General features: G+C 68.8%; 14 protein-coding genes. 5 read left to right on the top strand and 9 right to left on the bottom strand.

Going from position 1 to position 13752, the window contains the following annotated elements; translation table 11 throughout:
* Positions 1 to 71: 71 nt before the first annotated feature.
* From LGR54_RS25300 to LGR54_RS25335, 8 genes are all read right to left on the bottom strand, one after another.
* Positions 72 to 371 carry a hypothetical protein gene (locus LGR54_RS25300; protein WP_230364728.1) on the bottom strand — a complete coding sequence of 100 codons (300 nt, stop codon included), beginning with the start codon at positions 369 to 371 and terminating at the stop codon, positions 72 to 74.
* Between the two features lie 157 nt (positions 372 to 528).
* The gene (locus LGR54_RS25305) at positions 529 to 885 is read right to left on the bottom strand and encodes a DUF2934 domain-containing protein (protein ID WP_230364729.1); all 357 of its coding nucleotides are present in this window, start codon (positions 883 to 885) and stop codon (positions 529 to 531) included.
* Positions 886 to 1050: 165 nt separating this feature from the next.
* On the bottom strand, positions 1051 to 1407 hold the full coding sequence (locus LGR54_RS25310) for a carboxymuconolactone decarboxylase family protein (RefSeq protein WP_230364730.1): 357 nt from the start codon (positions 1405 to 1407) through the stop codon (positions 1051 to 1053).
* Between the two features lie 11 nt (positions 1408 to 1418).
* The gene (locus tag LGR54_RS25315) at positions 1419 to 2204 is read right to left on the bottom strand and encodes a glucose 1-dehydrogenase (protein WP_230364731.1); all 786 of its coding nucleotides are present in this window, start codon (positions 2202 to 2204) and stop codon (positions 1419 to 1421) included.
* 58 nt (positions 2205 to 2262) lie between these two features.
* A complete protein-coding gene (locus LGR54_RS25320; protein ID WP_230364732.1) occupies positions 2263 to 3378 on the bottom strand; it encodes an acetoin dehydrogenase dihydrolipoyllysine-residue acetyltransferase subunit in 1116 nt (371 codons plus the stop codon).
* Between the two features lie 11 nt (positions 3379 to 3389).
* Positions 3390 to 4409, bottom strand: a complete 1020-nt coding sequence (locus tag LGR54_RS25325) for an alpha-ketoacid dehydrogenase subunit beta (RefSeq protein ID WP_230364733.1) — start codon at positions 4407 to 4409, stop codon at positions 3390 to 3392.
* A 30-nt stretch (positions 4410 to 4439) separates the two neighbouring features.
* Positions 4440 to 5423 carry a thiamine pyrophosphate-dependent dehydrogenase E1 component subunit alpha gene (locus LGR54_RS25330; RefSeq protein ID WP_230364734.1) on the bottom strand — a complete coding sequence of 328 codons (984 nt, stop codon included), beginning with the start codon at positions 5421 to 5423 and terminating at the stop codon, positions 4440 to 4442.
* A 36-nt stretch (positions 5424 to 5459) separates the two neighbouring features.
* Positions 5460 to 6503 (bottom strand): ATP-NAD kinase family protein, encoded by a 1044-nt coding sequence (locus LGR54_RS25335; protein WP_230364735.1) that lies wholly within the window; start codon positions 6501 to 6503, stop codon positions 5460 to 5462.
* Between the two features lie 287 nt (positions 6504 to 6790).
* On the opposite strand from LGR54_RS25335, the gene LGR54_RS25340 reads away from it, so the two are divergent.
* Positions 6791 to 8767: a sigma-54-dependent Fis family transcriptional regulator gene (locus LGR54_RS25340; protein WP_230364736.1), complete on the top strand. Its 1977-nt coding sequence runs from the start codon at positions 6791 to 6793 to the stop codon at positions 8765 to 8767.
* Between the two features lie 24 nt (positions 8768 to 8791).
* Here LGR54_RS25340 and LGR54_RS25345 read toward each other — a convergent pair whose 3' ends face one another.
* A complete protein-coding gene (locus LGR54_RS25345) occupies positions 8792 to 9691 on the bottom strand; it encodes a LysR family transcriptional regulator (protein ID WP_230364737.1) in 900 nt (299 codons plus the stop codon).
* A 197-nt stretch (positions 9692 to 9888) separates the two neighbouring features.
* Between LGR54_RS25345 and LGR54_RS25350 the strand changes: the two genes are divergently transcribed.
* Genes LGR54_RS25350 through LGR54_RS25365 form a run of 4 tightly spaced genes read left to right on the top strand, consistent with a single transcriptional unit; the run spans position 9889 to position 13659 of the window.
* Entirely contained in the window at positions 9889 to 10863 is a 975-nt protein-coding gene (locus tag LGR54_RS25350; protein ID WP_230364738.1) for a tripartite tricarboxylate transporter substrate binding protein, read from the top strand.
* Between the two features lie 15 nt (positions 10864 to 10878).
* Entirely contained in the window at positions 10879 to 11328 is a 450-nt protein-coding gene (locus LGR54_RS25355) for a tripartite tricarboxylate transporter TctB family protein (protein ID WP_230364739.1), read from the top strand.
* 16 nt (positions 11329 to 11344) lie between these two features.
* A complete protein-coding gene (locus LGR54_RS25360) occupies positions 11345 to 12844 on the top strand; it encodes a tripartite tricarboxylate transporter permease (protein WP_230364740.1) in 1500 nt (499 codons plus the stop codon).
* A 50-nt stretch (positions 12845 to 12894) separates the two neighbouring features.
* Complete coding sequence (locus LGR54_RS25365) at positions 12895 to 13659, top strand: HpcH/HpaI aldolase/citrate lyase family protein (RefSeq protein ID WP_230364741.1); 765 nt, start codon at positions 12895 to 12897, stop codon at positions 13657 to 13659.
* The last annotated feature ends 93 nt before the right edge of the window (positions 13660 to 13752 follow it).

Consider the following 13752-nt stretch of genomic DNA (forward strand, 5'->3'; position numbering starts at 1 on the left):
TCCGGCGCCCGCCTTTTCCGACGCGGCGGGCCGAAGCCCGGCGCGGTCTCTGCGTCTCGTCACGCCGGACATCATTCGGCGCGGCTGGTACGCCCCTCGTCGCGCGTCCGTCCGACGCCGGCGGCGATGGCCGCGTAGTCGAGCGCCGATCCGTCGCGTTCCATCGCGCGGCGCAAAAAACGGATCGGGAAGCGGATCGCCTCCCGGTTGGCCTCGCTCATGCCGGGCGCGCGCGACGAGATGCCGGCTTCGGCGCAGGACAGCGCGGCGACGATCTCGTCGCCGCTCAGGACGCCCTTCTTCTTCAGCGCCTCGCACAGCGCGGCCAAGGCGAGCAGCGTACCTTCCATTTGCAGATTGGCGGTGTTCATGCGGGCTCCCTCCCGATCTTCTGGGGCGCATGACCGCCGGCGATCGCCGCGAAGGTCGCGCCATCAATGCCAAGCTAGGACGATGGCGCGCGGAGAGCCAATGCTTTCCTACCGGAAACAACCGATCTCGCGACCGGCGCGTCGGGGAGGCGCCGGATCACTCCCGCAGCGTGGCGCCGTCGAGCCCGCTCAGGGCGCCCTCGCGGTCCGCCACCGGGGATCGCTTGCCCCGCCGCTTGGCGGGAACTTCGAGCGTCCGGCGGATCGTGTCGATCTCGCTGACGGGTTCGTGCTCGTCGCTCGTCATGGCGACGTTGGGATCGACTTCGGGGCGGAGCGGAGCTGTCGCCTGATCCTGCGCGGCCGGAGGGGCGGGGATTACCTGCGATCGGTCGTCGGGCGGGATGAGCTTTTCGGCCTGCAGCCAATGGTGATCGGCGCGGCCTTGAGGACACCCTTCCGCCTCCCAGAGCTTGTAGGCCTGCTCGCGGATGCGCTGCTCGCGTTCGTCCATCGTCGTCCTCCCATCGCGGTTTACGCAACAACGTGGACGCAGGAGAACTCGTTCCGCTAGGGGATGAGCGGAAACGATGCCGTGATGGCAGGTGATGACGCATCATCTCGGCCGGCATGCGGTCCATCTTGCCGGCCGAGATAGCGCGCTGTCGGGGCCGGCCGTTCAGGCCTTCTCGGTCGCGAGGGCGTCGAAGGCCTCCAGGGCGCGGCCGGCATAGACGGCGGAGGGGCCGCCGCCCATCTCGATCGCCACCGCGAGGATTTCGACCAGTTCCTCGCGACTGGCCCCGTGGCCGCGGGCATTGGCGACATGGAACAGGATGCAGTCGGCGCAACCCTGGTTCACGGCGATGGCGACGGCGACGAGTTCCTTGAACCGTGCCGGCAGCGCGCCCGATTTCGACGCTTCGCCCATCAGCGAGCGAAAGGCGGCCATGGTCGGCGCTGCCGCCTTGGCCAGCGCGCCGAAGCGCAGGTTCATCTCCCTCAACTGCTGCTGCGGGTTGTCCGATGATACCATGACGTCCTCCCTCAGACGAAGACCATGCCGCCGTCCACCATCAGGGACTGGCCGGTCATGAAGTCGGAATCCGACGAAGCGAGGTAGCGTGCCACGCCGACGAGATCGCCCGGCTGCGAGGCCCGCCCCAGCACCGCACCGGCGGCGAAGGTGTCGAACGCCTCGTTCTGCTTCTGCGTGAGCCCGTTGTCGCGGAAGCCCTTGTCGATGGTGTCCCACATCGGGGTGGCCACCACGCCGGGGCAGAAGGTGTTGGCGGTGATGCCCTCCTTGCCGAAGGCGCGGGCGGCGGCCTGGGTCATCGCCACCACGCCGAACTTCGAGGCGCAGTAATGGGCGAGCGGCTCATAGCCCTGCTTGCCGGCGATGGAGGCGGTGTTGACGATCTTGCCGCCGCCGCCCTGGCCGCGGAAGGTCTTGATCGCCTCCTGCATGCCGATCAGCACGCCCAGCGCGTTGACGTCGGTGACGAAGCGCCAGTCCGCCTCGGTGATGTCGAGAAAGGGCTTGGTCTGGGCGACGCCGGCATTGTTGAAGATCACGTCGAGCCGGCCGAAGGCCTCCACGGCCCGGTCGAGCATGCCGCGCACCTGCGCCCGCTCCCTCACATCGACCGCCACGGCGATGGCCTTGCCGCCGGCGGCGTTGATCTTTCCCGCCACCGCCTCGGCGGCCGCCTGCGACAGGTCGGCGACGGTGATGCGGGCACCGTCGGCGGCGAGCGCCTGCGCGATGGCCGCGCCGATGCCGCCGGCGGCGCCGGTGATGACGATGCTCTTGTCCCTGAGATCGGGCATGCTTCCTCCTTCGCCGTCCGTTCGTGCGGCGGCGTTCGTTTCGTTGAGTTCTCGCGGTTCAGGCCTTGAGGTGAGCGAGCAGCAGCTCGTTGACCCGGCTGGCCTTTTCCATCTGCACCATGTGGCCGGCCTCGCCGATCACCTCGGCCCTGGCGCGTTCGCCGAGCGCGCCAGCATGGGCGGCGGGGATCACCCGGTCGCTCTCGCCCCAGACCACCAGCACCGGGGTGTCGGCGCCCTTCAGTGCCTCGGCCAGCACCGTGCTCTGCCGCCCGCCGGCGAACAGTGCCTCGGAGAGGGAACGCAGCGCATCGTCGACGCCGTCCAGCCGCTTGTATTTCAACAGGTCGTCGACCAACTGGCGGGTGACCGTCGCGGGATCGTGGAACAACTGCTCCAGCACCGGCTTCAGGTCGCGGCGGGATGTCGCCGTGACGAAGCCGTCGGTGTAGCCGCTGTTGATCTCTTCCCCGAGCCCGGCCGAGCCGATCAGCGTGATCGAGGCGACGCGCTCGGGGTGGTCGAGCGCGGTCTGCGCGGCGATGGCGCCGCCCATGGAATGGCCGACGAGATGCGCGCGTCCGATGCCGAGTGCGTCCATGAAGCCGGTGACGGCGGTGGAAAGCCCGGCCAGAGAGGCCTGCTTCACCGCCTTGTCCGACTGGCCGTGCCCGGGCAGGTCGAGTGCGTAGACGGTGCCGGCCTCCGCAAGTGCATCGATGTTGAACAGCCAGTTGTCGAGATCGCCGCCGAAGCCATGGATGAGGAGAACGTTGGGCTCTCCGTCTCCGCGTTTCGCGTAGCGCAGGCGCCCGGCCGGGGTGTCGACGAATTCGTAGCGCGGGCCGGCCTCCTCTGCCTCGCCTTCCTCCGCCGCGTGGGTGGCGTATTCGGCGACATAGGCGTCGATGTCGGCGTCCGGCACGTCGTCATCGGCGATGACGCCGATCAGCGCCTTCACCGGATAGACGGTGTCCGGCGCGCCGATGACACGGCGCAGCGTGCCGGCCTCGTTGGCTTCCACCACGCCGGCGATCTTGTCGGTCTCCACCTCGACGATTTCGTCGCCGACGCCGACCTTGGTGCCGGCTGGCTTGAGCCAGCCGGTCACCTTGCCCTCCGACATCGACAGCCCCCATTTGGGCATGACGATCGGCTTGATGCGTTCGTTCATCGGGTACTCCTTCACGCCGCGAGCGCGCGGGCGGTGGTCTTGTTCACGGCGGCGGCGATGGCGTCGGCGGAGGGGATGTAGAGATCCTCCAGCACCGGCGAGAACGGCACCGGCGTATGCGGCGCCGTCACCATCTGCGGCGCCGCCTTCAGCGCCCCGAAGGCGTTCTGCGCGACATAGGCGGCGACGTCGCCGGCGATGGAGCAGCGCGGATTGGCCTCGTCGACGACCACCAGCCGGCCGGTGTTCTCAACGCTCTCGATCACCGTGTCCCAGTCGATGGGCGAGAGCGTGCGCAGGTCGATCACTTCCGCCTGCACGCCGGTCTTGGCGAGCTTCTCGGCGGCGTCGAGCGCGCGGTGCACGGTGAGGCCGTAGCTGACGATGGTGACGTCCTTGCCGTCGCGCACGATGTTCGCCTCGCCGAAGGGGATGGCGTAGCTCTCCTCCGGTACGTCGCATTCCGAGCCGTAGAGCGCCTTGTGCTCGCAGAAGATCACCGGGTCGTCGTCGCGGATCGACTGGATGAGCAGCCCCTTGGCGTCATAGGCGTTGGAGGGGCACACCACCTTCAGTCCCGGCACATGGGTGAACATTGGGGTGAGCATCTGCGAGTGCTGGGCGGCGGCGCGGAAGCCGGCGCCGACCATGGCGCGGATCACCACCGGGGTCTTGGCCTTGCCGCCGAACATGTATTTGAACTTGGCGGCCTGGTTGAGGATCTGGTCGAAGCACACGCCCATGAAGTCGAGGAACATGAGTTCGGCCACCGGGCGCATGCCGCAGGCGGCGGCGCCGATGGCCGCGCCGATATAGGCGCTTTCCGACAGCGGGGTGTCCATCAGCCGGTTGCCGTGCTTGGCGTGCAGCCCCTTGGTGACGCCGAGCACGCCGCCCCAGGCGTCGATCTCGCCCGGCGCGCCGGCGCCGCCGACGATGTCCTCGCCGAGCACGATGACGGTGGGGTCGCGGCGCATCTCGAGATCAAGCGCCTCGTTGATCGCCTGCTTGTAGCTGATCTTGCGGGCCATTCTGGTTTCCTCCGGTTTCGTTTTTCTGGCTCAGTAGGCGACGTAGACGTCGGTCAGCAGATCGCGCGGCGAGGGCAGGGGCGCGCCCTTGGCGCTCTCCACCGCGGCGTCGATGAGCGAGGCGACCTCGCGATCGACGAGGGCGATCTCCGCCTCGCTCACCGCGCCGGCGGAGGTGACGCGGTTGGCGAAGATCCTGAGGCAGTCGCGGTTCTCGCGGTTCCAGTCGTTCTCGCCCTTGGCCTTGTAGGTCTGGGCGTCGCCCTCGAAATGGCCGAAGAAGCGGATGGTCTTGCATTCGAGCAGTGCCGGCCCGCCACCCTCGCGGGCCCGGCGGATCACCTCGCCGGCCGCCTCGTGCACGGCGAAGAAGTCGGTGCCGTCGACGGTGACGCCGGGCAGGCCGAAGCCGGCGGCGCGGTCGACATAGGAATCCACCGCGGTGGCGTATTCGACCGAGGTGGATTCCGCGTAGCCGTTGTTCTCGACCACGAAGATCACCGGCAGGTTCCAGATGGCGGCGAGGTTCATGCTCTCCAGCACCGTGCCCTGGTTGGAGGCGCCGTCGCCGAAGAAGGTGATGCCCACCCCGCCATCGCCGCGGAACTTCGCCGCCAGGCCGGCGCCGCAGATCAGCGGCGCGCCGGCACCGAGGATGCCGTTGGCGCCCATCATGCCCTTGGAGAGGTCGGCGATGTGCATGGAGCCGCCCTTGCCGCGGCAGGCGCCGGTCGCCTTTCCGTAGATCTCCGCCATCATCTCGTGCACGTCGACGCCCTTGGCGATGCAATGGCCGTGGCCGCGATGGGTGGAGGCGATGCGGTCGATGTCGGTGAGGTGCATCATGATGCCGGTGGCGCAGGCCTCCTCGCCGGCATAGAGGTGCACGAAGCCGGGAATGTCGCCCTTGGCGAACTCCACATGCAGCCGCTCCTCGAAGTCGCGGATGGTGCGCATGGTGCGGTAGGCGGCGAGCAGCTCGTCCTTCGAGAGCGGGAAGGGATTGTTGGTCATTGGCGTAGGCTCCTCCTCGGTTTTTATGGATGGCGTTCAGGCGTGGATGCGGACCGGCGGTCGGTCGACCAGCAGCCCGTTGCGCGCGGCGAAGCGCATGACCTGCGCGACGTCGACGGTGCGGAAGGCGCGGTCGACGAGGCGGATCTCCACCCGCTGGTGCGGGTCGAAGAACAGCTCGCGCTCGCCGTCGAGGGCGATGGCGCCGGCGGCCAGCGCCGGGGTGAAGACGGTGCCGGCCGGCATGCGCCGCCAGCCTTCCACCCCGATCTCCTCGACGAGACCCGGCGCGATGGGCGCGCGCACCCGCGTCGCGGCGGCGCCGGCGGAGGCGAGGGTCACGGCGAGGCCGCCGGCCTCCGCCCGGCTCACCGGCTCGATCAGCCCGGCAATGGCGGCCATGCCGATCACCTCGGGGTCGGCGAAGGTGACGTAGAGCTCGCGGAAGGTCTCGGTGCGCCACAGCGCGCGGGCGCCGACGAAGCGGTCGGTGACGATGGCGACGTCCACCAGCGCGATCTCCGGCGTGCCGCCGTCGACGCTGACCTCGATCTTCTTGTTGTCGGCGAAGGCGGTCCGCGCCGGCACCAGCCCCATGGCGGCGAGGCCGGTGGCGAGCCCGGTGATGGTCGGCTCGCGGTGCTCGGGAAAGGCGTTGTTGGTGCCGGTAGAGATGCCGGCGACCGGCACGCTGCCGCACTCGCCGACCACAGCGCGATGGGTACCGTCGCCGCCGAGCACGATGATGGCGGCGACGTCGCCGGCACTCGCCATCAGCCGGGCGGCGCGGCGGGTGTCCTCCACCGTGCCGGTGACGGGCATGGGCAGGAAGGCCAGGTTGGGAAAGCGCTCCTCTCCATGCGCCCTGGCCCGCTCGATGCCACGCAGCACATGACCGGCGATGCCGGCGCGCTCCGGCATCATCACCACCTCCGCGATGCCGCAGGCCTTCAGCGCGGCAAGCGCGCGAAGCACGATGTTGGCGCGGTCGGCGATCTGCACGCTGTTGGCACTGGCGACGACGCGACGTATGTCGCGCGCCGAAATCGGATTGGCGATCAGGCCGACTTTCGGCGTCATCCGGCTTCCTTCCCTGGCGCGTTTTGTTTTGCCAAGGCTTCCGCAAGCGGCGGGCCAACTGGCGATTTCGTCGCAAGCTATTGATATTGCTTGGTATCAGCCAGGAGACGACCGTCGTGCGGACTGCGGCAGCCACGCCACAGCTGTTGCGGCGGCCGCCACAGCTGTGGCGGCGGCGTTCATGCCGGCGCCGGCCGCTCGTTGTGCAGCGCCGCACGGCATTTGCTTGCCGCGCCTGCCTTTAGGGACAACACTCCGGCAAAAATCAAAAACCGGGGAGGATGCCGATGAGACGGGAACAGGCCGCGCACATCGACGAACTCGTGCGCGTGGCGAATGGCGAGGCCGGCCATCGCGCGACGCCGCGGGACGCTGTCATCCAGCAATCCTGGCGGCGCTGCGTCAGTGAGCACAAGCTCGATCCCGAAGTGCTGCGCGACCCCTGCATCCTCACCCAGCCGCGCCTGCGCGAGCACCAGGAGGCGATGGAGGAATTCACCCACACCGCGCGGTTCGGCGTGGAGACGCTGTACCGGCAGGTGGCCGGGCTTGGCTATGTGCTGCTGCTGACCGATGCCAAGGGGATCACGGTCGATTTCATCGGCGACCCGACCTTCGACAACAATCTGATGCGGGCCGGGCTTTATCTCGGCGCCGACTGGCACGAGCAGCACGCCGGCACCTGCGCGGTCGGCACCTGCATCGCCACCGGCGAGGCGCTGATCGTCCACCAGAGCGATCATTTCGATGCCACCCATATCCCGCTCACCTGCACCGCCGCGCCGGTGTTCGATCCGGCCGGCAATCTCGCGGCGGTGCTGGACATCTCGGCGCTGCGCTCGCCGGGGCCGAAGGAAAGCCAGTTCCTGGCGCTGCAGTTCGTCCGGTCGGTGGCCCACAAGATCGAGACCGCCAATCTGGTGAACCGTTTCCGGCGGGAATGGATCATCAAGCTCGCCTCCTCGCCGGAATTCGTCGATGTCGAGCCGAGCTGCGTGCTGGCGGTGGACGGCTCCGAGCGCATCCTCGGCTTCAACAGCAAGGCGCGCGACCTGATGCGGCGCGAAAGCGAGCGGCGGACCGGCCGGCCGGATCCGCGCCCTTTGGTCGGCCGGCGGTTGTCGGAATTCTTCGAACTGGGTGTCGACGACCTGCCGCACTTCTCCCATTCGCGGCCGGCGAGCCAGCGCATGGTGCGGCTCGCGGTTTCCGGCACACCGGTCTTCGCCCAGAGCCTCGCGCCGCCCAGCCGGCCGGGCACGCCGGCGGCGGAAATCCCGCAACCCGCCGTGCCGCTGCCGCTACAGGCGCTGTTCCGCGACGATCCGGCGATGCAGCGGGTGGCGGCGCGGGCGGCCAAGCTGGTCAACACCCAGATGAGCCTGCTGATCTGCGGCGAGACCGGGTCGGGCAAGGAACATCTGGCCAAGGCCATCCACGCGGCCAGTGCCCGGTCGGCAAAGGCCTTCGTGCCGGTGAACTGCGCGGCCCTGCCCGATACGCTGATCGAGGGCGAGCTGTTCGGCTATGAGCCGGGCGCCTTCACCGGCGCCGCCGCGCGCGGCAAGAAGGGGCTGGTCATCGAGGCCGATGGCGGCACCCTGTTCCTCGACGAGATCGGCGACATGCCGCTCGCCCTGCAGACGCGCCTGTTGCGCGTGCTCGCCGAGCGGGAAGTGACGCCGCTCGGCCGCTCCCGGCCGGTGCCGGTGAACATCCGCGTCATCGCCGCCACGCATCGCGACCTCGTGGCCGAGGTGAAGGCCGGCCGGTTCCGTGAGGATCTGTATTTTCGTCTTTCCGGGGCGGTGCTGCAATTGCCGCCGCTGCGCGAGCGCCGCGACCTCGACTGGCTGATCCAGCAATTGCTCGCCGCGCGGGCGCACTCCGGCGGCGAGCCGCCGCGCCTTGAGGACGCGGCGATGCAGATCCTGCTTTCCCATGGCTGGCCGGGCAATATTCGCGAGCTGATCAACGCGCTCGACTATGCCTGCGCGGTGGCCGGCGGCGGCCTCATCCAGCGTGAGGACCTGCCCGACGGGCTGGACATGGAAGGAGCCGGGCGTCAGCCGGGAGCTCCGTTGCGTCCTGTCCTCGCCGGAGGGATGGAGCCGGGGGCGCGGGGCGAGCTGCTCTCGGCGTTGGCGGCCCGGCGCTGGAACGTGTCCGCCGTGGCGCGCGACTTCGGGCTGGACCGCACCACGGTGCACCGTCGCATGCGCCGTTTCGGCATCCAGTCGCCCCGGCACGGCGACGCGGTGTGAGGATGTCCCGTGCCCTGCCGCGTGTCATACCGCGGCGGTGTCGGCGAGTTGGTCCAGCGTCCGGCGCAGCGTGGCGATGGCCGGATTGGCGTTGGCCGGGCGCCAGACCGCGTGCAGTTCCACGGTTGACGGTATGTCGAGCGTCAGCGGGCGCAGCATGACGCCGTCAAATCTGAGGTTGCGGGCGGCGCGCGGCACCAGAGCAAGGCCGATGCCGGCCTTTACCAGCCCGAGGATCGAATGCACTTGGCTGATATGCTGGGCATAATGCGGGGTGATCGCCGCCGAGGCGAACAACGTGGCGACGAGATCGTAGAAATAGCGGGCTTCATAGGGTGAATAGGTCACCATCGCCTGCCGCTCGAGATCGGCCAGCCGCACCTCCGCCGCCACGGCCAGCGGGTGGTCCTCCGGCGCGGCCAGCAGCAGCGGCTCGCGCACCACGCAGAGCGATTGCAGTTCCCGCCGGTTGAAGGTGGGGCGGACCAGCCCGACATCGATGCGCCCGGCGGTCAGTGACTCGAACTGGTCGGTCGAGACCATTTCCTTCAGCACCAGGTCGATATCGGGCGCCTCGGCGCGGAACGTCTTGATCAGGCGCGGCAGGAACTCGTAGCCGGAGGCGGCGGTGAAGCCGAGGGTGAGGGCGCCGGCCTCGCCACTGGCGGTACGCCGCGCCGCCAGTGCCGCGCCCTCGGCGAGGCGCAGCAGCCGGCGCGCCTCGGGCAGGAAGTTGTGCCCCGCCCGCGTCAGCGCCACCGAGCGGCTGGTGCGGTCGAGCAGGCGCACGTCGAGCGCGTGCTCCAAGAGCTGGATCTGTCGGCTGAGCGGCGGCTGGGTGAGGTTGAGACGCGCGGCGGCGCGGCCGAAGTGGAGTTCCTCGGCGACGGCGACGAAGCAGCGTAGATGGCTGAGCTCGAACATCGATCCAAAAATGGCATCAATCGATGCTGAGAACAATTCATTCTGGCATCGAACGTGACCTAGATTGACGCATGGAGATCCATCGAGCTCTCCCAACGATCAAAGAGGCGCCGCGGCGCCCTTCGTCCCACGACGCCTTTCGTCCCACGACGCCCGTCGTCCCATGACGCCCTTCGCCCTTTTTGGAGGAAACGCCAATGAGCCTTCGCCTTTTCAAGGTCGCCGCTACTGCTCTCGCGCTCGCCGCGCTCGCGCCGTCGCTCGCCTCGGCCCAGCAGTTCGACCGTCCGGTCCGCATCGTCGTGCCCTTCGCGCCCGGCGGCACCTCGGACATCCTCGCCCGCCTCATCGCGCCGAAGCTCTCGGAAGCCGTCGGCCAGCCGGTGGTGGTCGAGAACAAGCCCGGCGCCGCCGGCAATATCGGCGCCGATGCGGTGGCCAAGGCCAAGCCCGACGGCCATACGCTGCTTTTGATGGATATCGGCTCGCTCGCCGTGGCCCCGAGCCTGTTCCCCGACCTCACCTACAATGTCGAGAACGACCTCGCCCCGGTCGGCATGGTGATGTTCGGCCCCTATGTGCTGGCGGTGAACCCCTCGGTGCCGGCCAAGAACGTCGCCGAGCTGGTCGCCTATGCCAAGGCCAATCCCGGCAAGCTGGCGGTCGCCAATTCCGGCGTCGGCGCGCTCAACCACATCACCGCCGTGGCGCTGGCCCGCGATCTCGGCATCGAATGGAAGAACGTGCCCTATAAGGGCGGCGCCGCCGCCTCGCGCGCCGTGGTGTCCGACGAGAGCAACGTCATCATTAACGGCGCCACCGCGACGCTGCCCTTCGTCACCAACAAGCAGCTGGTCGGCATCGCTGTGACCGGCGAGGAGCGCCTCGCGGCGCTGCCGGACGTCGAGACCTTCAAGCAGGCCAAGCTGCCGCTCAATGACGCCGGCACCTGGCAGGGGCTGCTCACCACCGGCAAGACGCCGCCGGACGTGGTCGCGAAGCTCAATGCCGAGCTCAACAAGATCCTCGCTCTGCCGGAGATCCAGGCCAAGGTCGCCGAGCAGGGTGGCGCGGTGCGGCCCGGCACGCCGGAGGCGGTGAAGGCCTGGCTCACCACCAACATCAAGAGTTGGGGCGACATCGTGCGCGCCGCCGACATCAAGACCAACTGATCGCCGGTGCGCATCGTGACCCGCCGTCGGTTCGACTGGCCGGACCTCTTGTTCGGCCTCTTCCTCATCGCGGTGGCGGCGGGCACCTTCGCCGCCACCTGGCGGCTCGCGGGCGGCACGGCGGCGGATATGGGGCCGGGCTACATGCCGCGCGCCATCGCGCTGGTGTTGCTCGCCTTCGGCGCCTTCTTCGCCGTGCGGGGCTCCAGGCGCGCCTATGCCGGCATCGAGCGGGTGCAGCTGCGCCCGATCCTCGGCGTCGGCGTCTCGGTCGGCGTGTTCGCGCTTCTGATCGAGAGCGCCGGCCTCGCCGCCGCTTCTTTCGCCTCGATCGTCATCGCGGCGGTCGCCAGCCGCGAGAGCCGCTTCTTCGAAGTCATCCTGTTCGGCCTGTTCATCACCGCCGGCGCGGTCCTTCTGTTCGTGAAGGCGCTCGCTTTGCCGGTGGCGATCTGGCCCTGGTGAACCGCGCAGGCACGCCATGGAACTGTTCGACAACCTGCTGCTCGGCCTCTCCACAGCCCTGCAGCTGAACAACCTGATCTACTGCCTGATCGGTGTCGTCATCGGCACCGCCATCGGCGTGCTGCCGGGCATCGGGCCGATCCCCACCGTGGCGCTGCTCTTGCCCTTCACCTTCGGGCTGGAGCCGGCCTCGGCGCTGATCATGCTCGCCGGCATCTTCTACGGCGCGCAATATGGCGGCTCGACTACGGCGATCCTGGTCAACGTGCCCGGCGAGACCTCCTCGGTCGTCACATGTCTCGACGGCCATGAGATGGCCAAACAGGGCCGCGCCGGCCCGGCGCTCGCCATCGCCGCCATCTCCTCCTTCTTCGCCGGCACGGTAGCGACCGTCGTCATCGCGGTGCTGAGCCTGCCGCTGGCGGCGCTGGCTTTGAGGTTCACCGCCGTCGAATATTTCAGCCTGCTGGTGCTCGGCCTGTTCGCGGCGGTGATCCTCGCGCATGGCTCGGTGGCGAAGTCGCTGGCCATGGTGTTCCTCGGCCTGCTGATCGGCACGGTCGGCATCGACGTCAATTCCGGCATCGCCCGCATGACCTTCGGCGTGCCGGCGCTGGCCGACGGGCTCGACTTCGTGCCGGTGGCGATGGGCATGTTCGGCCTCGCCGAGATCATCGCCAATCTCGAGCGCCCGGAAGTGCGGCAGGTGGTGAGCCAGAAGCTGCGCGACCTCATCCCCTCGCGCGCCGACCTCAAGGCGGCGTTCCCCGCCATGGTGCGCGGCACCTTCATCGGCTCGGCGCTCGGCGTGCTGCCGGGCGGCGGTGCGGCGCTGCCGCCCTTCACCGCCTATGCGCTGGAGAAGAAGCTGGCGAAGGACCCCTCGCGCTTCGGCAAGGGCGCCATCGAGGGCGTCGCCGGCCCGGAGGCGGCCAACAATGCCGGCGCGCAGACCTCGTTCATCCCGCTGCTCACCCTCGGCATCCCCGCCAACGCGCTGATGGCGCTGATGATCGGCGCCCTGATGATGCAGGGCATCCAGCCCGGCCCGCAGGTGATGACCGAGCAGCCGGCGCTGGTCTGGGGCGTCATCGCCTCGATGTGGACCGGCAACCTGATGCTGCTCATCATCAACCTGCCGCTGGTCGGGCTGTGGGTGTCGATGCTGAAGATCCCCTACCGCCTGCTGTTCCCCGCCATCGTGCTGTTCTGCTGCATCGGCACCTACGGCATCTCCAACAGCGCCTTCAATGTCTGGCTGATGCTGGGCTGCGCGGTGGTCGGCTACTTCTTCATCAAGGTCGGCGTCGAGCCGGCGCCGCTACTGCTCGGCCTCGTGCTCGGCCCGCAGCTGGAGGAGAACTTCCGCCGCGCCATGCAGCTCTCCGACGGCGACCCGTCGGTGTTCCTCACCCGGCCGATCAGCGCCGTGCTGCTCGGCGTGGTCGCGGTGATGCTGCTCGCCATGCTCTCCCCCGCGGTGCTGAAGACCCGCAAGGAAGCGCTCGCCGAATAGCGGGTGCGCCGACCTCATCCCCTTCTGCCGACTACCCGAAAGGACGTCCCGTGGACCTGCCCGTCAATACCTTCAAGCGCGCCATCCTGGCCGGCCAGCAGCAGATCGGCTTCTGGAACTCCATGGCGAGCCCCACCGCCACCGAGATCCTCGCCGGCTCCGGCTTCGATTGGCTGCTGCTCGACGCCGAGCACGCACCCAACGACGTGCCGAGCGTCATGGCGCAGCTGCAGGCGATGGCGGGCGACACCACGCACCCGATCGTGCGCATTCCGGTCAACGATCCCATCGTCATCAAGCGCTATCTCGACATCGGCACCCTCAGCTTCCTCGTGCCGATGGTCGAGACGGTGGAGCAGGCGCAGGCGGTGGTGGCGGCGACCCGCTTCGCGCCGGACGGGGTGCGGGGCTTCGCCGGCGCCTCGCGGGCGACGCGCTTCGGCCGGGTGAAGAACTATCACCACCGCGCGCATGAGGAGCTGTGCCTGCTCGTGCAGATCGAGACGCAGCAGGGCCTCGACAATCTGGAGGCCATCGCGGCGGTTCCGGGCATCGACGGGCTGTTCATCGGGCCGGGCGACCTGTCGGCCGATCTCGGCTATCTCGGCGACCAGGGCAACCCGATCATCGTCGAGCTGATCGAGAAGACGATCCGCCGCATCGTCGCCGCCGGCAAGCCCGCCGGCATCCTCACCGGCGACGAGACGCTGGCGCGCCGCTACATGGCAGCCGGCTGCACCTTCACGGCGGTGGGCATCGACACCGGCCTGCTCGCGCGCTCTACCGAGGCAATCGCAAAGAAATTCAAGGCGTAATCGCCATTTTCTTCAGTAGGACGCGAGGAAAAGAACAATGGCTAACGTAGGATTTGTCGGTCTGGGTATCATGGGCGCGCCGATGGCGGGGCA

Source organism: Ancylobacter sp. Lp-2, assembly GCF_020523795.1.
Classification (GTDB): Bacteria; Pseudomonadota; Alphaproteobacteria; order Rhizobiales; family Xanthobacteraceae; genus Ancylobacter.